This window comes from Vogesella sp. LIG4 (assembly GCF_900090205.1).
In the GTDB taxonomy this organism is placed as follows: Bacteria; Pseudomonadota; Gammaproteobacteria; order Burkholderiales; family Chromobacteriaceae; genus Vogesella.
Genome location: NZ_LT607802.1, coordinates 929,793 through 947,053, shown reverse-complemented (window position 1 = coordinate 947,053; position 17,261 = coordinate 929,793). Strand labels below are relative to the sequence as shown.

General features: G+C 65.7%; 19 protein-coding genes. 10 read left to right on the top strand and 9 right to left on the bottom strand.

Annotated elements, in window-relative coordinates:
* Window positions 1-63: 63 nt before the first annotated feature.
* The 5 genes from PSELUDRAFT_RS04535 to pdxH form a co-directional block, all read right to left on the bottom strand.
* Window positions 64-339 (bottom strand): GIY-YIG nuclease family protein, encoded by a 276-nt coding sequence (locus PSELUDRAFT_RS04535; RefSeq protein WP_088965712.1) that lies wholly within the window; start codon window positions 337-339, stop codon window positions 64-66.
* 137 nt (window positions 340-476) lie between these two features.
* Window positions 477-1,013, bottom strand: coding sequence for a YbhB/YbcL family Raf kinase inhibitor-like protein (locus tag PSELUDRAFT_RS04530; RefSeq protein ID WP_088965711.1), 537 nt, complete (start codon window positions 1,011-1,013; stop codon window positions 477-479).
* A gap of 67 nt (window positions 1,014-1,080) precedes the next feature.
* Window positions 1,081-1,407, bottom strand: a complete 327-nt coding sequence (locus PSELUDRAFT_RS04525; RefSeq protein WP_088965710.1) for a hypothetical protein — start codon at window positions 1,405-1,407, stop codon at window positions 1,081-1,083.
* Window positions 1,407-1,886 (bottom strand): DUF1456 family protein, encoded by a 480-nt coding sequence (locus PSELUDRAFT_RS04520; protein WP_088965709.1) that lies wholly within the window; start codon window positions 1,884-1,886, stop codon window positions 1,407-1,409. Before PSELUDRAFT_RS04520 ends, PSELUDRAFT_RS04525 begins: the two co-directional genes overlap by 1 nt.
* A gap of 167 nt (window positions 1,887-2,053) precedes the next feature.
* Complete coding sequence (pdxH, locus tag PSELUDRAFT_RS04515; RefSeq protein ID WP_088965708.1) at window positions 2,054-2,695, bottom strand: pyridoxamine 5'-phosphate oxidase; 642 nt, start codon at window positions 2,693-2,695, stop codon at window positions 2,054-2,056.
* 117 nt (window positions 2,696-2,812) lie between these two features.
* Between pdxH and hemA the strand changes: the two genes are divergently transcribed.
* Entirely contained in the window at window positions 2,813-4,066 is a 1,254-nt protein-coding gene (gene hemA, locus PSELUDRAFT_RS04510) for a glutamyl-tRNA reductase (RefSeq protein ID WP_088965707.1), read from the top strand.
* Window positions 4,066-5,142 carry a peptide chain release factor 1 gene (gene prfA, locus PSELUDRAFT_RS04505; RefSeq protein WP_088965706.1) on the top strand — a complete coding sequence of 359 codons (1,077 nt, stop codon included), beginning with the start codon at window positions 4,066-4,068 and terminating at the stop codon, window positions 5,140-5,142. Before hemA ends, prfA begins: the two co-directional genes overlap by 1 nt.
* A 95-nt stretch (window positions 5,143-5,237) precedes the next feature.
* Here prfA and PSELUDRAFT_RS04500 read toward each other — a convergent pair whose 3' ends face one another.
* Complete coding sequence (locus PSELUDRAFT_RS04500) at window positions 5,238-5,543, bottom strand: panthothenate synthetase (protein WP_088965705.1); 306 nt, start codon at window positions 5,541-5,543, stop codon at window positions 5,238-5,240.
* A gap of 230 nt (window positions 5,544-5,773) precedes the next feature.
* Between PSELUDRAFT_RS04500 and PSELUDRAFT_RS04495 the strand changes: the two genes are divergently transcribed.
* A complete protein-coding gene (locus PSELUDRAFT_RS04495) occupies window positions 5,774-5,971 on the top strand; it encodes a DUF2892 domain-containing protein (protein WP_088965704.1) in 198 nt (65 codons plus the stop codon).
* Window positions 5,972-6,042: 71 nt separating this feature from the next.
* Here PSELUDRAFT_RS04495 and PSELUDRAFT_RS04490 read toward each other — a convergent pair whose 3' ends face one another.
* The 3 genes from PSELUDRAFT_RS04490 to PSELUDRAFT_RS04480 all read right to left on the bottom strand — a co-directional run bounded on the left by PSELUDRAFT_RS04490 (window position 6,043) and on the right by PSELUDRAFT_RS04480 (window position 8,170).
* Window positions 6,043-6,741, bottom strand: a complete 699-nt coding sequence (locus PSELUDRAFT_RS04490; RefSeq protein ID WP_231895306.1) for a septal ring lytic transglycosylase RlpA family protein — start codon at window positions 6,739-6,741, stop codon at window positions 6,043-6,045.
* 206 nt (window positions 6,742-6,947) lie between these two features.
* Window positions 6,948-7,412 carry a tRNA (uridine(34)/cytosine(34)/5-carboxymethylaminomethyluridine(34)-2'-O)-methyltransferase TrmL gene (gene trmL, locus PSELUDRAFT_RS04485; RefSeq protein WP_088965702.1) on the bottom strand — a complete coding sequence of 155 codons (465 nt, stop codon included), beginning with the start codon at window positions 7,410-7,412 and terminating at the stop codon, window positions 6,948-6,950.
* Between the two features lie 38 nt (window positions 7,413-7,450).
* The gene (locus PSELUDRAFT_RS04480) at window positions 7,451-8,170 is read right to left on the bottom strand and encodes a ComF family protein (protein ID WP_088965701.1); all 720 of its coding nucleotides are present in this window, start codon (window positions 8,168-8,170) and stop codon (window positions 7,451-7,453) included.
* A 57-nt stretch (window positions 8,171-8,227) separates the two neighbouring features.
* Between PSELUDRAFT_RS04480 and bioB the strand changes: the two genes are divergently transcribed.
* The 7 genes from bioB to PSELUDRAFT_RS04445 all read left to right on the top strand — a co-directional run bounded on the left by bioB (window position 8,228) and on the right by PSELUDRAFT_RS04445 (window position 17,254).
* The gene (gene bioB / locus PSELUDRAFT_RS04475) at window positions 8,228-9,211 is read left to right on the top strand and encodes a biotin synthase BioB (protein ID WP_088968384.1); all 984 of its coding nucleotides are present in this window, start codon (window positions 8,228-8,230) and stop codon (window positions 9,209-9,211) included.
* Window positions 9,212-9,305: 94 nt separating this feature from the next.
* Window positions 9,306-10,448: an 8-amino-7-oxononanoate synthase gene (gene bioF / locus PSELUDRAFT_RS04470; protein ID WP_088965700.1), complete on the top strand. Its 1,143-nt coding sequence runs from the start codon at window positions 9,306-9,308 to the stop codon at window positions 10,446-10,448.
* 113 nt (window positions 10,449-10,561) lie between these two features.
* Complete coding sequence (locus PSELUDRAFT_RS04465; RefSeq protein ID WP_231895305.1) at window positions 10,562-13,432, top strand: bifunctional diguanylate cyclase/phosphodiesterase; 2,871 nt, start codon at window positions 10,562-10,564, stop codon at window positions 13,430-13,432.
* A 268-nt stretch (window positions 13,433-13,700) separates the two neighbouring features.
* Window positions 13,701-14,465: a pimeloyl-ACP methyl ester esterase BioH gene (bioH, locus tag PSELUDRAFT_RS04460; protein ID WP_088965698.1), complete on the top strand. Its 765-nt coding sequence runs from the start codon at window positions 13,701-13,703 to the stop codon at window positions 14,463-14,465.
* Window positions 14,462-15,367: a malonyl-ACP O-methyltransferase BioC gene (bioC, locus tag PSELUDRAFT_RS04455; protein ID WP_088965697.1), complete on the top strand. Its 906-nt coding sequence runs from the start codon at window positions 14,462-14,464 to the stop codon at window positions 15,365-15,367. The genes bioH and bioC overlap by 4 nt, the downstream gene beginning before the upstream one ends.
* A gap of 14 nt (window positions 15,368-15,381) precedes the next feature.
* A complete protein-coding gene (locus PSELUDRAFT_RS04450) occupies window positions 15,382-16,260 on the top strand; it encodes a patatin-like phospholipase family protein (RefSeq protein ID WP_088965696.1) in 879 nt (292 codons plus the stop codon).
* On the top strand, window positions 16,253-17,254 hold the full coding sequence (locus tag PSELUDRAFT_RS04445; protein ID WP_088965695.1) for a patatin-like phospholipase family protein: 1,002 nt from the start codon (window positions 16,253-16,255) through the stop codon (window positions 17,252-17,254). The genes PSELUDRAFT_RS04450 and PSELUDRAFT_RS04445 overlap by 8 nt, the downstream gene beginning before the upstream one ends.
* Window positions 17,255-17,261 lie beyond the last annotated feature (7 nt).

Genomic DNA, 17,261 nt, shown 5'->3' with positions numbered 1-17,261 from the left:
GCGGACTCCGGTTCGGCAATGGCTGGCAGTGTGGGCCGCCGGCACGCCGGCGGCAAGCCAGCATTACTGCGTACTTTGATTAGCCTGGCTAATCACTTGCTGCGCCAGCCAGGCACGCTTCTGTGCCGCGCTCATTGCCTTTACCGCCAGCTCGGCGCGCAGCGCTGCACCCTTGTCGGCAAACGGCAGTACCAGCGCGATGCGCTCCGGCGGAAAGCTGCGGGTGTAGCGCGCGCCCTTGCCGGCCACATGCGCGGCATAGCGCTTGTCCACGTTGTTGCTGATGCCGGTGTACAGACTGCCGCCGCGGCATTCCAGCACGTAGAGAAACCAGCTCATGCGTGGTTTCGCCGTGTGTGGCGCATGCGGCCAACCTTGAAGGAGAGGGGCATCGTGGTCGTCATCTGGCGGGTTGCTGGCGGTGCGGCATGCTGGTGTGCCGCTGCCGGGCTGTCAAGCCGGCAGGCTTGGCGTATCTAGCGGCCATAGCTGGCGGTGAGCGTGGCCTTGCCCAGGCTGTTGGCGTTCAGCATGCGCTCCACCTGCGCCGGGCCGCTGTCGGTGCCCAGCGCCAGCTTGTCCACTTTCAGCGCGTACACGCTGAAGATGTAGTGGTGCGGTTTGTCGCCCTGCGGCGGGCAGGGGCCGCCATAGCCCGGTGCGCCGAAGTCGGTGCGGCTTTGCACGCTGCCCGGCGGCAGCGCGCCGCCGGGGTTGCCGGCGCCGGCTGCCAGGCCCGCTGTGCCGGCCGGCAGGTTGAAGACCAGCCAGTGCCACCAGCCGTTGCCGCCGGGCGCATCCGGGTCGTACACGGTAACGGCAAAGCTTCGGCTGCCGGCCGGGGCGTGTTGCCAGGCCAGCGCTGGCGACACATTGCCGCCGTTGCAGCCAAGGTTGTTGTACTCCTGCGCCTTGGCCATGCTCTGGCCGGCGTGCAGCTGCGGGCTGGTGAGTTCGAAGGCCATGCCTGGGAGGGCGGCCAGCAGCAGGCTGGTGAGCAGTAGCGGTTTCATGGTGGGGCGCTGGAGGCGGGAGACAAGCACAGTATGGTTGGCCGCAGGCGATTCTGCGCGCTGCTGTTCAGCGCTGCGCCTGCAGCCAGGCGGATACCGATGCCTGCCAGCCGTCGGGGCTGCCGGCGGCCAGCTGCTGTTGCTGCCCACCCAGCTGCAGCCGGGCGCCGGCGGCATCGAACCACAGCTCGCCTTCGGCAAAGCGGCGGTACTGCTGCGGCTCGCTGGCCATGGCGACAAAGCCCAGCTTCTGCCAGCCGTCGCTGCCCGCCGGCTGCCACAGCCAGTGGTACACCGCGTCTGGCGCGCTGCCGGCCGGCAGGTCCAGCCGTTTCACTTCCAGTAGCGTGCCGCCGGCACCATGAAAGCCGTACAAGCAGGCGAGCGGCAGCATCAGGCGCCCTTGGGCTGCGCACCGGGGCGCAGCTTGATGGCCAGGCCCTTGAGCAGGTAGCGCAGGAACTGGTCGCCGCACTGGCGGTAGTTCTTGTGGCCGGGCTTGCGGAACAGCGCGCCGACTTCGGCAGTGGATACCTTGAAGCCGGTGAGCGCCAGCAGCGCCTCGATGTCTTCCTGCTTCAGCTCGAACGCCACGCGCAGCTTTTTCAGGATGTCGTTATTGGCCAGGCGCAAGAGCGGGGCCGGCGGCGGCGCGTCGTCGCGGCGGCCGCGGCGCTCGATGATCAGGCCGTCGAGAAAGGCGGACAGCAGCTCGTCGCTGCAGGGCAGAAAGCCGGCCTCGTCTTCCTTTTTCAGCAGCGCGGCAAAGTCGTCGTCGGCATACGGCTCCACGTGCTGCAGAATGGCCAGCATGCGCGCATCGCTGATATTGAGGATGAAGCGCACGCTGCGCAGGATGTCGTTGTTGAGCATGGGTGTCCGTTCAATGAAAACAGGCCGCGTGTGCGGCCAGGGTGCGGGGCACCGGATGATTTGTAGAACCTGTTTACGATCTGGCGAGCCAGGGCGGGGCCGTTTTCAATGCGGTATCGCCCAAGCGTAGCTGATAGAAAAAAGCTCAGCTGATCGTAAGCAGGTTCTTAAGGCGCCAGTCGGCTGCGTCGCCAGCCGGCGTCCTGCTGCAAGGTATACAGCACGCGGTCGTGCAGGCGGCTGGGGCGGCCCTGCCAGAATTCCACCCGGTCCGGCACCACGCCGTAGCCACCCCAGTGCGGTGGACGCGGCACGTTCAGCGGGTGTTTCAGGCCGAAGGTGGCGGCGCGGGTCACCAGTACGCTCTTGCCGTCGATCTCGCTGCTCTGCTCGCTGGCCCAGGCGCCGATGCGGCTGGTGTAGGGGCGGCTGGCAAAGTAGGCGTCGGAGACTTCCGGCGCCACCGGCACCACCTTGCCCTCGATGCGCACCTGGCGCTCCAGCTCCGGCCAGAAGAAGGTGACGGCGATATAGGGGTTGGCCGCAAGCTGGCGGCCCTTGCGGCTGAGATAGTTGGTGTAGAACACCAGTTGGCCGCTTTCCACCCCCTTGAGCAGCACGATGCGCGCCGACGGGCGGCCGTTCTCGTCCACCGTGGCAATGTGCATGGCGGTGGGCTCGTTCACCTCGGCGGCAATGGCTTCGTGCAGCCATAGTTCGAACTGCGTCACCGCGTCGGGCAGGCAGTCGTCGGGGGAAAGTTCTTTCTTGCTGTATTCCAGGCGGATGTCGGCGAGATTCAGCGGCATGGGTGTCTCCTTGATTAGCGACATGATACCTGCGCTGCCGCGTGCCGGCACGTCGCCCCGGCGCGCTAGCTGGTATAGAATGCCCGCTTTCCCTCTGTGTCTTTCCAAGCCCTGCCCATGCAGCTGCTCGCCATCGGCCTGAACCACCACACCGCTCCGCTCGCCATCCGCGAGCGTCTGGCCTTTCCGGCCGAGACGCTGACGGCGGCGCTGGCGCAGCTGGTGGAGTCACACGCCGCGCGCGAGGCCACCATCGTTTCCACCTGTAACCGCACCGAGCTGTACTGTGCCACCGCCCAGCCGGAGGAAGTGCTGCGCTGGCTGGTGGGCTACCACGGCATGGTGCCGGGCGAGGTGGAGCCGTATCTGTACCAGCTGGATGCCGCCGAAACCGCGCGTCACGCCTTCCGCGTGGCCTCGGGGCTGGATTCCATGGTGCTGGGCGAGACGCAGATCCTGGGCCAGATCAAGGACGCGGTGCGCACCGCCGAACGCGCCGGCACCATGGGCAGCCTGCTCAACGGCCTGTTCCAGAAAACCTTCGCCGTGGCCAAGGACGTGCGCAGCCAGACCGCGGTGGGCGCCAGTTCGGTATCGATGGCCGCCGCCGGGGTGAAGCTGGCCGAGCAGATCTTTGCCTCGGTGGGCGAGCTGAACGTGCTGTTCATCGGCGCCGGCGAGATGATCGAACTGGTGGCGACGCACTTTGCCGCTCGCCAGCCGAAGAAACTCACCGTGGCCAACCGCACGCTGGAACGCGGCCAGCGCCTGGCTGCCGAGTTCGGCGGCAACGCCATCACCCTGTCCGAGCTGCCGGAACAGCTGCAGCACTACGACGTGGTGGTGAGCTCCACCGCCAGCCAGCTGCCCATCATCGGCAAGGGCATGGTGGAGCGCGCCATCAAGGCACGGCGCCATCGGCCGATGTTCATGCTCGATCTGGCCGTACCGCGCGACATCGAGGCCGAGGTTGGCCGCATGGACGATGTCTACCTGTACACCGTGGACGACATCGCCAGCATCGTGGAAGTGGGCCAGCAGGCGCGCAACCAGGCGGCGGAAGAGGCCGAAACCATCATCAACCACCGCGTGGTGGAGTTCGTCGACTGGCTCAAGCGCCGTGAATCGGTGCCGCTGATCCGCGCGCTGCGCGACGAATCCGAACGCGTCCGCCGCCACACGTTGGATGCTGCGCTCAAGCAGCTGGCACGTGGCGACGCCCCCGAAAAAGTGCTGGAAGCGCTGTCGCTGCAGCTCACCAACAAACTGATGCACCCGCCGACGCAGGCGCTGTCCACCGGCAGCGGCGCGGCGCACGATGCGCAGGTCGAACTGATCGCGCGTCTGTATCGCTTACACCCGGAGCAGTAATGAAACCGTCGATTGCGGCGAAACTGGCCACCCTTTGCGAGCGGCTGGAAGAAGTCACCCATTTATTGGCTGCCGAAAATGCCACCGCGGACATGGACGCGTTCCGCAAGCTCACCCGCGAGCATGCCGAACTCACCCCGGTGGCGGAGGCGTTCACTGCCTTTCGCCAGTGCGAGGCCGATATCGAGACCGCCGGCGAACTGCTGGCCGACCCGGACATGAAAGAGTTCGCCCAGGCCGAGATCGACGAGGCGCGCGCGCGCATGGAGAGCCTGGAGCTGGAGCTGCAGAAGCTGCTGCTGCCCAAGGACCCGAACGACGACAAGAACATCCTGCTGGAAATCCGCGCTGGTACCGGCGGTGACGAAGCGGCGCTGTTCGCCGGCGACCTCCTGCGCATGTACACCCGCTACGCCGAGCGCAACCGCTGGCAGGCGGAGATCCTGTCCGCCAGCGAATCCGACCTCGGCGGCTACAAGGAAGTGATCGTGCGCATCGCCGGCGATGCTGCCTACTCGCGGCTGAAATTCGAATCCGGCGGCCACCGCGTACAGCGCGTGCCGGCCACCGAAACCCAGGGCCGCATCCACACCTCCGCCTGCACCGTGGCGGTAATGCCGGAAGCGGACGAGATTGCCGAGGTGGTGCTGAACCCGGCCGACCTGCGCATCGATACCTATCGTGCCAGCGGTGCCGGCGGCCAGCACATCAACAAGACCGACTCCGCGGTGCGCATCACCCACCTGCCCACCGGCATCGTGGCCGAGTGCCAGGACGGCCGCTCGCAGCATGCCAACAAGGCCAGCGCCATGCGCGTGCTGGCGGCGCGCATCTACGACATCCAGCTGCGCGAGCAGCAGCAGAAGGAAGCGGCGGAGCGCAAGAGCCTGATCGGCTCCGGCGACCGCTCCGAGCGCATCCGCACCTATAACTACCCGCAGGGTCGCGTGACCGACCACCGCATCAATCTGACGCTGTACAAGCTGGATTACGTGATGGACGGCGACATGGTGGAGCTGACCGACGCGCTGCTGGCCGAGCGCCAGGCCGAGCTGCTGGCACAGCTGGCGGAATAAGCCGGGCATGCGGCCAACGTTGGCCGCAAGCTTTGCAAGTACAAGGGCAAGCCGCATGGCTTGCCCTTTTGTTTTCTGGCGGCCTTGCTGCCGGCCTAGCTCCAGCGCTTGCCGATCTCGTCGAGACCTGCCTGTTGCAGGTCGGCCGGGCTCATCACGATGCGGAACTTGCAGTCGGCATTGAAATTGAGGAAGAACGGCTCGGCCAGCGCCGGCACCGCGGCGCCATTGGCGACTTCCACCACCAGGATGGCGCAGCGGTGGCCGTCCTGTTCGGTGAAGTACGTTGCTTCCGGCTGGATGCTGTCCAGAATGCGGCCGATGACGGCTCCGGCCTGGCCATTGCGAACCAGGGTGTTGAACGGTTCGTGGGGGATGTCCACGGTGACTAGCATTTTCATGGTGCGATGCTCCTTGGCAGGCGGCGCAGGCGGGTTGTCTGGCCGTGCTTGAGAGATAGGCTATGGCCGGGTTGGCAGCGGGGTATTTTGCCGCCAGATTGCATGCCGTCCGGATGCCGATGCCGTGGCGGGAGTTTGCGCTACGGCAAACAGCCTGCAGCTGCCGCTTGGGGTGACACTTTATTTGTGTATATAGTGATAGCGTTCGCAAGCAAGGGGAGGTTGTCACCATGTTCCAACGCAATATCGGCAGTACCGAGCGGCTGATCCGCATCGTGGCGGGGCTGGCCATCACCGCACTGGCCTTTGTCGGCCCGAAATCGTCGTGGGCGCTGCTGGGCCTGGTGCCGCTGGCCACCGGCCTCATCGGCTGGTGCCCGCCGTATGCCATCTTCGGCATCAATACCTGCAAGACGCCGAAGGCGTAAGCTGCGGCCGGGCAAAACAAAAACGCGAGGCATTGCCTCGCGTTTTTGCTGTTTACCGTTGTCAGCCCGTGTTAGCGGGTGATGACCGGTGCCACGTTCAGTGCGTTGGCCACCTGGATGGCCTGTTTGTCGTCGCTGAATGGGCCCATGCGCACGCGGAACAGGCCGTCCTGGTTGACGATGCCCAGTTTCTCGTCGTGCTGGTTTGCCGGGTTGGCCAGCAAGGCCTTCAGTTCAGCCTCGGCGGCGGCCAGTCGGCTGAACGATGCCACCTGCAGATAGTAATTGTCTGCGATGGCTTCCTTCTGCTGCAGTTGCGGCTTGGTAGCGATGCGGTCGCTGCCTTCCACCGGGAACACGCGCTCCACCACTACCTTGGCAGCCCCGGCCTTGACGATGCCCAGCTTGTAGGCAGCGGCGTAGCTCAGGTCCATCAGGCGGCTCTTGTGGAACGGGCCGCGGTCATTGATGCGCACGATCACCGAGTCGCCGTTCACCAGGTTGGTTACCCGTGCGTAGCTCGGAATCGGCAGCGTCGGGTGCGCTGCGGTCATGGCGAACATGTCGTAGCGTTCGCCCGAGGTGGTCTTGCGACCGTGGAATTGCTTGCCGTACCAGGAAGCCTTGCCAGTCTGGCGATAGGGCTTTTCCGATGCATCCGGGCGGAAACTCATGCCCAGTGCGGAGTACGGCTTGTTGGCTGAAGCGATCAGCGGTTCGGCTTGCGGCACGGCATCCGGTATCAGGTCCAGGTTGACCGGAGTTTGCACGGCCGGGCCATCATTCTGGAAATACGCTCCAGTATTGGCGGCGGGTTGTTTCTTGAAGCTGACCTTGGCGGTCTGCGTGGCAGTCGCCGGTCTGACGGTGGTACAAGCCACCAGCAAAGCACTGATGAACACAAGCCACAGCCATCGGTAAAAAGGTTTCATCACCTCTCCTTATGCTGTTGTGCCAACGGTGAATTGCAGGCGCGCTAGTTTCCTCCGGCAAAATCATGCTGACGCCAGGCTTCGAATACGAGCACGGCGACGGCATTAGAGAGGTTCAGGCTGCGCGATTCGGGCCGCATCGGCAAACGCACCCGCCGCGTAGACGGGAGCGTGTCGAGAATCTCGGCGGGCAGGCCGCGGGATTCGGGACCGAACACTAAAACATCGCCGGGTTGGAAGGCGATGCGGTCATGCCGAGTGGCACCCTTGGTCGTCGCCGCGAAGATACGGCGCTCGCCAAGGTGAGCCAGGCAGGCTTCCCAGTTCTCGTGGACCACCATGCGGGCGTACTCGTGATAGTCGAGTCCGGCGCGTTTCAGTTTGGCGTCTTCGAGCGGAAAACCCAGTGGCTTGACCAGGTGCAATTCACAGCCGGTGTTGGCACAGAGTCGAATAATATTGCCCGTGTTGGGCGGTATTTCCGGCTGGTAGAGAACAACGGTAAACATCGTTGCGGGGCGAATATTCTAGTAAATCAACAGGTTGGTCAAGTGTGACGAAAATGGGCCCTTGCCAGCACCCATGCTTCCACCCGTTTTGCCCCTGATTTTTTCAGGGATTTTGCCAGCGCGTGGAGGGTGGCGCCGGTGCTTGCCACGTCGTCGACTATGGCAATGTAGAGGCCGTCACAGCGGTGTTTTACGCCGAAGGCATCGCGCAGATTGGCCAGCCGTTCGGCACGGTTCAGGCCCGCCTGCGGCGCGGTGTTGCGTTTGCGCCAACACAGCTCGCCGGAGAGCGGCGCGCGCATTGTAGCAGCCAGGGGGGCGGCGAGGGCAGCCGGCAGGTTGAATCCGCGCTGCGCCAGTTTCGCCGCTGCCAGCGGAACCGGCACGATCAGATCCGGCACGGCGAGGTCGGCATGGCGCTGTGGCAGGGTCAGCATCAGCTGCGCCAGCGCCCCTTGCAGCGCCGGCTGCGGGCCGTATTTGCAGCGGCTGATCATCCCGTCCAGCGGGTAATCGTAGTCGTAGGCGGCCAGCAGGCGGTCGAAGGCCGGCTGCAAGCGCTGGCAGTCGCCGCAGGGGGCGGCGCCGCTGGCAACGGCTGCCTGGCACTGCGGGCAGCGTGCGCTGTGCTGCCAGGGCAGGGCGTGCTGGCAGGCCTGGCACAGGCCGTGGCGGGTGGGACGTTGGCCGCACAGCAGACAATGTTGCTCAAAAAACGGGCAGTTGTTAATAAGGCCATCCAGCAGGTTTGACAGCATCGATCGCCCCCGGCAAGATGCGCCCAGTTTTCACTCTGAACAATGACGGTAGCACAGATGAATCAGGCCACCATTGCTTTCCAGCGCCCGCCCAAACTGCACCCGGAACAAGATCTGTGGAGCCAGCAGGAAGTCGAGGCATTGTATGACCTGCCGTTCATGGAACTGGTGTTCCGTGCCGCCGAGGTTCATCGCCAGCATTTCGACCCCAGCCTGGTACAGCTGTCCACCCTGGTATCGATCAAGACCGGCGGCTGCCCGGAAGACTGCGGCTACTGTCCGCAATCCATGCACCACGAAACCCCGGTGGAAGACCAGCCGATGATGACGGTGGACGAAGTGCTGGAAGCCGCGCGCGTGGCCAAGGCCAACGGCGCCGGCCGCTTCTGCATGGGCGCTGCCTGGCGCGGCCCCAAGGATGCCGACCTGGAGCAGACCCTCGGCATGGTGCAGCAGGTGAAGGCGCTGGGTCTGCAGACCTGTGCCACCTTCGGCCTGCTCAAGGATGGCCAGGCCGAGAAGCTGAAGGATGCCGGCCTGGACTTCTACAACCACAACCTGGATACCGCGCCGGACAAGTACGCCGACATCATCCAGACCCGCGAATACGAAGACCGCCTGGACACGCTGGGCAAGGTGCGCTCCGCCGGGCTGTCGGTGTGCTGTGGCGGCATTGTCGGCCTGAACGAGACCCGCGAGCAGCGTGCCGGCCTGATCCTGCAGCTGGCCAACCTCGACCCGCAGCCGGAATCGGTGCCGGTGAACAATCTGGTGAAGGTAACCGGCACCCCGCTGGATGGCGCCGAGTCGCTGGACTGGACCGAATTCGTGCGCACCATCGCCGTGGCACGCCTGACCATGCCCAAGAGCTTCATCCGCCTGTCCGCCGGCCGTCGCGAGATGCCGGAGGCGATGCAGGCGCTGTGCTTCCTGGCGGGCGCCAACTCCATCTTCTATGGCGACAAGCTGCTGACCACCGGCAACCCGGATGTGGACGCCGACCGTCTGCTGATGGACAAGCTGGGCCTGCAGCCGATGTAAGTTGCCGCACCGCCGTGGCATCATCCAGAAGCACCTTGCCGCCGGCGGGTGCTTTTTTCATTTATTGCATCATCGATCCGGAAAGGTTGGCCGCATGCGCCCTGATGAACTCGACTCCGCCCTTGGCGCCCTGGCCGACGAGCACCGCCTGCGCCGCCGCCCGCTGCTGGCCGGCCCGCAGGGGCCGCGGGTCAATATCGATGGCCGCGACTACCTGGCCTTTGCCAGCAACGACTACCTGGGGCTGGCCAATCACCCGGCCATCCGCCAGGCGATGCAGCAGGCGATAGACGACTGGGGCGTGGGCGGCGGCGCCTCGGCGTTGGTGGCCGGCCACTTCGGCATCCAGCAGCAGGCGGAGGCGGCGCTGGCCGAGTTCGTCGGCTGCGAGGCGGCGCTGCTGTTCGGCGCCGGCTATGCGGCCAACCTTGGCGTGATCACCAGCCTGGTGGGGCGCGGCGATGCGGTGTTTGCCGACCGCCTCAACCACGCCTCGCTGAACGACGGCTGCCTGCTGTCGCGTGCCCAGTTCAAGCGCTTTCGCCACAACGATATGGCGCACCTGGAGCAGTTGCTGCGCGACACGCCGGCGAGGACCCGGCTGATCGCGGTGGACGCGGTGTACAGCATGGATGGCGACGAGGCGCCGCTGCGTGAGCTGCTGCAGCTGGCCGAGCGCTACGATGCCTGGCTGTACCTGGACGACGCCCACGGTTTCGGCCTGCTTGGCGAAGGGCATGGCGCATTGCTGGAGTACGCGCTGCACAGCCCGCGCGTGGTGTACATGGCCACGCTGGGCAAGGCGGCCGGGGTGGCCGGCGCTTTCGTGGCCGGTAGCCGGCAGCTTGTCGACTGGCTGGTGAATACCGCGCGCACCTATATCTTTACCACCGCGCATCCGCCAGCACAGGCGGCGGCAATTTTGCAAGCTTTACGGCTGATTGATGAAGAAAAATGGCGTCGTCATTTAGTTGAACGGCATATTTCCTTGCTGCGCGAGGGATTGCGCGCAACTTCTTTGACGTTGTGCTCTTCCCGTTCCCCAATTCAACCGATTATTATTGGCAGCAATAAGGAAGTCTTAAAGCTGGCAGCCGAGCTGCGCGCACGAGGCATCTGGGTGCCGGCGATCCGGCCACCGACGGTGCCGCAGGGAAGTGCGCGACTGCGGGTATCGCTGTCGGCGGCGCACACGCAAGACGATGTTGCAGAGTTGTTGGCGGCGTTACTATCGTAAAACTGTTGAAACTGCTGCTTTAGTTGTTGTAAAAAGTGCCGATATAAGAACAGCCACCGTGCATGGAGGGTATGCCTCATGCAAACGCTCACGAGTGGGTCTACACGAACTGTATGAACAGTACGGCTGAATTTCTGTTTACGCCGGAAGAAGCTGCCGAAGCCGCACTGGATTTCCTGGTGCGCTTGCAGGCTCCCGACGGCGCAACAGTCTGGGGGAAGGTAGGAACCGTCTGGCATTGCCTGGCCAGACGGGGAGACACGGCTTGTCTGCCGAAACCGGACAAGCTGGGCGCCACTACCGACTTGCCGGAACACGTCCGCTTACACCGGCTGGGCAGCGAAAGCTCCCCGCTGGGCTGGATGCTTTGGCACGGCAAAAAGCTGGCCGATGAACTGACTTCCCGCCTTGCCTACCTGCTTACCGGCCACCTGGTCGGCGTCGGCCTGACCGATGCGCTGTCGCTGGCCCGCCTCACCCATCACACCCTGCTGGAAATCAGCCGCCTCGCCAGCGAGGCGGAAACGCTGGAAACCGTGCTGCCGCAGCTGCACCAGGCAGTGCGTTTCCTGATGCCGGCCGACAATTTCTACCTGGCGCTGTACGACGAAAACGCCGGAGTGTTGCGTTTTCCCTACTTTGTTGACCAATGTGATGCATCGCCGCCACAACCGGAGCAACAGTTCCCGGCGCGTGGGCCGGATGCGCCGCTGACGGCCTGGCTGATCCGCGAAAACCAGTTCCTGATCCTGAGTGGCGACGACCTGCTGGCGCTGTGCCATCGCGAAGGCATACCGCTGCATGGCAGCGCCTGCGACTGGTGGATGGGCATGCCGCTGTGCAATGGCAGCGGCAAGCCGATCGGCGCCATGGTGATGCAGGGCTACGCAGGGCAACCGCGGCCGGACGACCGTGCCGAAGCGGCGTTCCTGTTCGTTGGCCACCACATTTCCGCAGCGCTGGACCGGCTGCTGTTCCGCGCCGACCTGGAGCAACAGGTATGGCGCCGCACCAACGAGCTGGAAACCGCCAACGCCCGGCTGCGCGCCGAGGTGGCGGAACGCCAGCGTACCGAACAGCTGCAGACCATGCTGTTCCGCATCGCCGAGCTGACCAATACCAGCCTGTCGATGGATGCCTTCTTTGCCGGCCTGCACCGCCTGCTGGCCGAGTTGATCGACGCCGGCAACTGCCAGGTGGCGCTGTATGACCAGAACCGCGACGAACTGAGCTTTCCCTACTGCGCCGACCTGTTCCAGGCGGAGCTGTCGTCGCGCACGCCGGGCTGCGGCCCGGTGGAGCAAGTGCTGCACAGCGGCCGCCCGCTGCTGCTGACCGACCCCAGAAGTTGGCCGCAAGTCAGCGAGGAGTGCCTGGATTCGCTGCCGTGCAGCTGGCTGGGTGTGCCGCTGTACAGCGGCCACCAGCTGCGCGGCGTACTGTCGGTGCACAGCTACCGCCCGGAAACCCGCTACAGCTGGCGCGAGCAGGAAATCCTGGAATTCGTCGCCAACCATATTGGCAGCGCGCTGGCGCGGGTGCAGGCGCTGGACGACCTGCAGCGTGCCTACGCCGACCTGGAGCAGCGCGTGCGCGAGCGCACCAGCCAGCTGGATGCGGTGAACGCCCAGCTGCAGCACGATAGCCTGCACGACCCGCTGACCAAGCTGCCGAACCGCAATTACTTCGGCCGCGTGCTCAAGCGCAACTGGGACGCCTTCCAGCTCGACCCGGTGCAGCGCTTCGCCGTGCTGTTTGTCGACCTGGACCGCTTCAAGCTGGTGAACGATTCGCTGGGCCACCTGGCCGGCGACCTGCTGCTGATCGAGGCGGCGCAACGCATCCAGGGCAGCCTGCGCTTTGCCGATTTCCTGGCGCGCCTGGGTGGTGACGAATTCGCCGTGCTGCTGTCCTGCGTCGATACCATGGACGAGTGCGAGGAGATCGCCCGCCAGCTGGTGGCCGCCTTCGACCGCCCCATCGTGCTGTCCGGCCGCGAAGTGTTCACCACGGTCAGCGTTGGCGTGGTGCTGGCCGACAAGAGCCACTACAGCCGCGCCGAAGACATGCTGCGCGATGCCGACCACGCCATGTACCGCAGCAAGCAGCGCGGCCGCCGCGGCTACACCCTGTTCAACCAGGAGCTGCGCCGCGACCAGGCCGACCAGCTGGCGCTGGAGGCCGAGCTGCGCCACGCGCTCACCAACGACTACGAACTGGTGCCGTACTACCAGGCCATCGTCGACAGCCAGACCGGCCGCCTGGCCGGTTTCGAGACCCTGGTGCGCTGGCACCACCCGCAGCGCGGCATGATCCCGCCCAGCGTATTCATGCCGATGGCGGAAGAAAGCGGCCTGATCCTCAAGCTCGACCGCTACATGATCGAGCGCGCCTGCGCGCAGCTGGCCGGCTGGTACGCCGAGGGCCGCCTCAGCAACGAGGTGTGCCTGCACATCAACCTGTCGTCCACCCACTTCCACGACCGCAGCATGCTGGACTGGCTGCTGCCGATGCTGCGCCAGTACGGCCTGCCGGCCGGCACCCTGCACCTGGAGGTTACCGAGAGCGCGCTGATCGACGTGCCGGACCTGGCGATCAGCGTGATGAAGCAGCTGAAGGAAGAGGGCGTGTGCCTGGCGCTGGACGATTTCGGCACCGGCTACTCGGCGCTGTCCTACCTGCACCGCTACCAGTTCGACGTGCTGAAGATAGACCAGGCCTTCGTGCGCGAAGTGCACTGCCAGGACGAATCGGTTGCCATCGTGCGCGCCATCCTGGCGCTGGCCGCCGCGCTGGGGCTGGAAGTGGTGGCCGAGGGTGTGGAGACCGACGTGCAGGTGCGCGCGCTGCGCGAGCTGGGCTGCACCCGGCTGCAGGGCTACTACTTTGCCCGCCCGGCACCGGCGCAGACGCTGGAGTGGGAGCGCCTGCTCGGGCGTGACAGTGGCAGCGACAGCGCCAGCCACACGGTACTCAGCGCCTGAGCGCGCGATCTGCTGCGTGTCGGCGATACGGCGTTGAATTCGACTCGGGGATGCGCATTTACGCTGTGTAAACGCCGCGCCCCACAGTTTTCGCCTTGTCTCGCGCTAGCTCGCGAGATCGTGAACACGCGCTGACAACGGCCTGAGCGCAGCCAGCGGTGCATGACGTGCGGCTGGCCGCGCCGGCTTGTTCCTGGCCGGCCTGGCGGCGGGTATCTTTCCGCCGCCAGTATTGCGAAAATGCGTTTTTGCCCCACCTAGTCGTTCCATGAGCCTGTTTATCGAAAGTCACGGCCGTGGCCCCGATGTCGTGCTGCTGCACGGCTGGGGCCTGCACGGCGGCGTGTTCGACCGCATTGCGGCCAACCTGGCCAGCGATTTCTGCGTGCATCTGGTCGACCTGCCCGGCCATGGCGGCAGTGCCGCTGCCGCCAGCTTCAACCCGGATACCATTGCCGACCAGCTGGCCGAGCGCTTTCCCTTGCCGGCACAGGTTGTTGGCTGGTCGCTGGGCGGGCTGATCGCCCAGCACTGGGCTGCCCGCCACCCGGCGCTGGTGAAAAGCCTGGCGCTGATCGCCACCAGCCCGCGCTTCGTGCGCGACGATAGTTGGCCGCATGCGCAGCAGCGCGCCGCCATCGAGGGCGTGGGTGCCAGCCTGGATACTGCCTTCGAGCAGACGCTGGAGCGCTTCCTCGCGCTGCAGCTCTTGGGCGCGCCGGCGGCACGCCAGACACTGGCGGCGCTGAAGGAGCAGATGTTCGCCCACGGCCGCCCGCAGGGGCTGTTGCCGGCGCTGGATTGCCTGCTGGCTGCCGACGCGCGGGAACTTGCTCCGCTGATTACCTGTCCTGTAGGGCTGTTCTACGGCGCCCGCGATGCCATCACCCCGATCGGGGCTGGCCGCTGGCTGGCCGCAGCGCTGCCGGATGCCACCCTGTACGAATTTGCCCAGGCTTCGCATGCGCCCTTCCTCTCCCATGAGAGCGAGTTTCTGCAGCACCTGCGCCAACACCTGGAACACCATGCATGACTGAAGCGTTCTACACCGACAAACAACAGGTTCGCGCCTCCTTCGAACGCGCGGCCCATAGCTACGATGCCGCTGCGGTACTGCAGCGCGAGGTTTCCGACCGCATGGCCGAGCGCCTGGACTACATCAAGCTGCAACCGGCGGTGATCCTGGATGCCGGCAGCGGCACCGGCTACGGCAGCGCCGGGCTGCGCCGCCGCTACCCGGACGCCCGCGTGGTGGAGCTGGACCTGGCGCACGCCATGCTGTGTGCCTCGCGCGACAAGCAGCGTGCCGGCCAGGGCATGCTGTCGCGGCTGTTCAAATCGCAGCAGCCGTGGCAGGTGTGTGCCGACGTGGAGCGCCTGCCGCTGGCCGACAACAGCGTGGACATGATCTGGTCCAGCCTCACCATCCAGTGGCTGAACCTGCCGGACGCGGTGTTCGCCGAGTTCCAGCGCGTGCTCAAACCGGGCGGCATGGTGCTGTTCGCCACCCTGGGGCCGGACACGCTGTACGAACTGCGTGCGGCGTTCGGCGCCGCCGATGGCGGCAACCACGTCAACCAGTTCATCGACATGCATGACCTGGGCGACGCCATGCTGGCCAGTGGCATGTCCGAGCCGGTAATGGACATGGAAAAGATCGTGATGACCTACGCCAGCGCGCGCGAGGTGATGCAGGATCTCAAGTCCATCGGCGCGCACAACGTCACCGCCGGCCGCAAGCGCGGCCTGCTGGGCAAGCAGGCCTGGCAGCGGGTGTGCGATGCCTACGAAGGCTATCGCCGCGACGGCCAGCTACCGGCCACCTATGAAGTGCTGTATGGCCATGCCTGGAAAGGCATGCCGAAACAAAAGCCGAACATACTGCCGGATGGCCGGCAGGTGATCGAATTCACCCGTAAACCGCCCAAGCGTTAACACCAGAAAACCGTATGACCCTGACCCGCCGTCTGTTCTCTCTCGCCCTGCTTATCGGCCTGGCCGCCTGCGCCACGCCGCCCGCCCCGCCAGTGGCCAAGGTACCGCCCAAACCCAGGATTGCGCTGGCGCTGGGCGGTGGTGCGGCCAAGGGTTTTGCCCATGTTGGCGTGATTCGCGTGCTGGAGCAGAACGGCATCAAGGCCGACATCGTTACCGGCACCAGCGCCGGCAGCGTGGTGGGCGCCATCTACGCCTCCGGCGTGGACGGCGAGGCGCTGCGCTACCGCGCCATGCGCATCGACGAGAGCGAGCTGCGCGACTTCACCCTGTCCAGCAACGGCTTTCTGAAGGGCGAGAAGCTGGCCGCACTGGTGAACCAGCAGGTGGACGGCAAGACCATCGAGCAGATGCCGCGCAAGTTCGGCGTGGTGGCCACCAACCTGGATACCGGTACCCGCATCGTGTTCCGCAGCGGCGACACCGGCACCGCGGTGCGCGCCTCGGCGGCGATTCCCAATGTATTCCAGCCGGTGACCATCGCCGGCAAGCGCTACGTGGACGGCGGGCTGGTGAGCCCGGTGCCGGTGAGCGCGGCGCGCGAGATGGGCGGCGACATCGTGATTGCGGTGGATATCTCTGCCAAGCCGGTGGGTAAGGCGGCGGCGGGCTTCTTCAGCCTGCTGGACCGCAGCCTGAGCATCATGAACATGTCGGCGCTGGCGCAGGAGCTGAAACAGGCCGACGTGGTAGTCCGCCCCAATGTGCTGAATATTGGCGCTGCCGACTTCGACCTGCGCGGCAACGCCATTCTGGAAGGCGAGAAGGCGGCGCGCAGCGCGCTGCCGCAGATCAAGGCGGCGATTGCCCGCTGGCAGCAGCAACATGGCTAAGCGCGGCAGCCTGCTCGCGCTGCTGGCCGCTGCCTTGCTGGCCGCCTGTACCAGCCCGCAGCCGCCGGCGGCACAGAACCCGCCTGCCACGCCACTGCCGGTACCGATAGCCCAGGCATCAGCACCGGCTGCCAGCGTGCCCGGCGTTGCGGCCAACCTGCCGGCCAAGCCGGCGGTGGCGGCAGCCAAGACGCCGCTGCGCAAGCCGCGCATCGCGCTGGCACTGGGTGGCGGTGCCGCCAAGGGTTTTGCCCACGTCGGGGTGATCCGCGTGCTGGAGCAGGCCGGCATCCAGGCCGACATCGTGGCCGGCACCAGCGCCGGCAGCGTGGTGGGCGCCATCTACGCTTCCGGCATGAGCGGCGAGAAGCTGTACCGCCGCGCACTGGCGATGCAGGCCGACGAGCTCAAGGATTTCACCCTGTCCAGCAACGGCTTCCTCAAGGGCGAGAAGCTGCAGGCCTTCGTCAATCGCCAGGTGGGCAACCGCCCGATCGAGGCGCTGCCGCGCAAGTTCGCCGCGGTGGCCACCAATTTCGACAGCGGCGAGCGCTCGGTTTTCCGCAGCGGCAACACCGGCCTGGCCGTGCGTGCCTCGGCGGCGATTCCCAATGTATTCCAGCCGGTGAGCATCAAGGGCCGCCGCTATGTGGATGGCGGCCTGGTGAGCCCGGTGCCGGTGGTGGCGGCACGCGAGATGGGCGCCGACATCGTGATTGCGGTGGATATCTCCGCCAAGCCGGTGCAGCGCAAGAGCGGGCTGTTCGGCAACTTCAACCAGAGCGTGGCCATCATGAACCAGGCGGCGCTGGCACTGGAGCTGAAGCAGGCCGACGTGATCCTGCGCCCGCGGGTGCTGAGCCTGGGCGCCGCCGGCTTCGACCAGCGACGTCGTGCGATCCGCGAAGGTGAAAAGGTTGGCCGCGAGGCGCTGCCGGTGATTCGCCGCATCGTGGAGGCCTGGCAGCAGCGCGCGCAGTTGGCCAGCCGCTGAGCGACAC

Coding starts and splice junctions, on each gene's coding strand:
- PSELUDRAFT_RS04530 (WP_088965711.1), bottom strand. CDS start 1,013: ATGAAACCGCTACTGCTCACCAGCCTGCTGCTGGCCGCCCTCCCAGGC.
- PSELUDRAFT_RS04445 (WP_088965695.1), top strand. CDS start 16,253: ATGGCTAAGCGCGGCAGCCTGCTCGCGCTGCTGGCCGCTGCCTTGCTG.
- PSELUDRAFT_RS04535 (WP_088965712.1), bottom strand. CDS start 339: ATGAGCTGGTTTCTCTACGTGCTGGAATGCCGCGGCGGCAGTCTGTAC.
- bioB (WP_088968384.1), top strand. CDS start 8,228: ATGAATCAGGCCACCATTGCTTTCCAGCGCCCGCCCAAACTGCACCCG.
- bioF (WP_088965700.1), top strand. CDS start 9,306: ATGCGCCCTGATGAACTCGACTCCGCCCTTGGCGCCCTGGCCGACGAG.
- hemA (WP_088965707.1), top strand. CDS start 2,813: ATGCAGCTGCTCGCCATCGGCCTGAACCACCACACCGCTCCGCTCGCC.
- PSELUDRAFT_RS04525 (WP_088965710.1), bottom strand. CDS start 1,407: ATGCTGCCGCTCGCCTGCTTGTACGGCTTTCATGGTGCCGGCGGCACG.
- PSELUDRAFT_RS04465 (WP_231895305.1), top strand. CDS start 10,562: ATGAACAGTACGGCTGAATTTCTGTTTACGCCGGAAGAAGCTGCCGAA.
- PSELUDRAFT_RS04495 (WP_088965704.1), top strand. CDS start 5,774: ATGTTCCAACGCAATATCGGCAGTACCGAGCGGCTGATCCGCATCGTG.
- PSELUDRAFT_RS04450 (WP_088965696.1), top strand. CDS start 15,382: ATGACCCTGACCCGCCGTCTGTTCTCTCTCGCCCTGCTTATCGGCCTG.
- bioH (WP_088965698.1), top strand. CDS start 13,701: ATGAGCCTGTTTATCGAAAGTCACGGCCGTGGCCCCGATGTCGTGCTG.
- PSELUDRAFT_RS04480 (WP_088965701.1), bottom strand. CDS start 8,170: ATGCTGTCAAACCTGCTGGATGGCCTTATTAACAACTGCCCGTTTTTT.
- PSELUDRAFT_RS04500 (WP_088965705.1), bottom strand. CDS start 5,543: ATGAAAATGCTAGTCACCGTGGACATCCCCCACGAACCGTTCAACACC.
- trmL (WP_088965702.1), bottom strand. CDS start 7,412: ATGTTTACCGTTGTTCTCTACCAGCCGGAAATACCGCCCAACACGGGC.
- pdxH (WP_088965708.1), bottom strand. CDS start 2,695: ATGCCGCTGAATCTCGCCGACATCCGCCTGGAATACAGCAAGAAAGAA.
- prfA (WP_088965706.1), top strand. CDS start 4,066: ATGAAACCGTCGATTGCGGCGAAACTGGCCACCCTTTGCGAGCGGCTG.
- PSELUDRAFT_RS04520 (WP_088965709.1), bottom strand. CDS start 1,886: ATGCTCAACAACGACATCCTGCGCAGCGTGCGCTTCATCCTCAATATC.
- bioC (WP_088965697.1), top strand. CDS start 14,462: ATGACTGAAGCGTTCTACACCGACAAACAACAGGTTCGCGCCTCCTTC.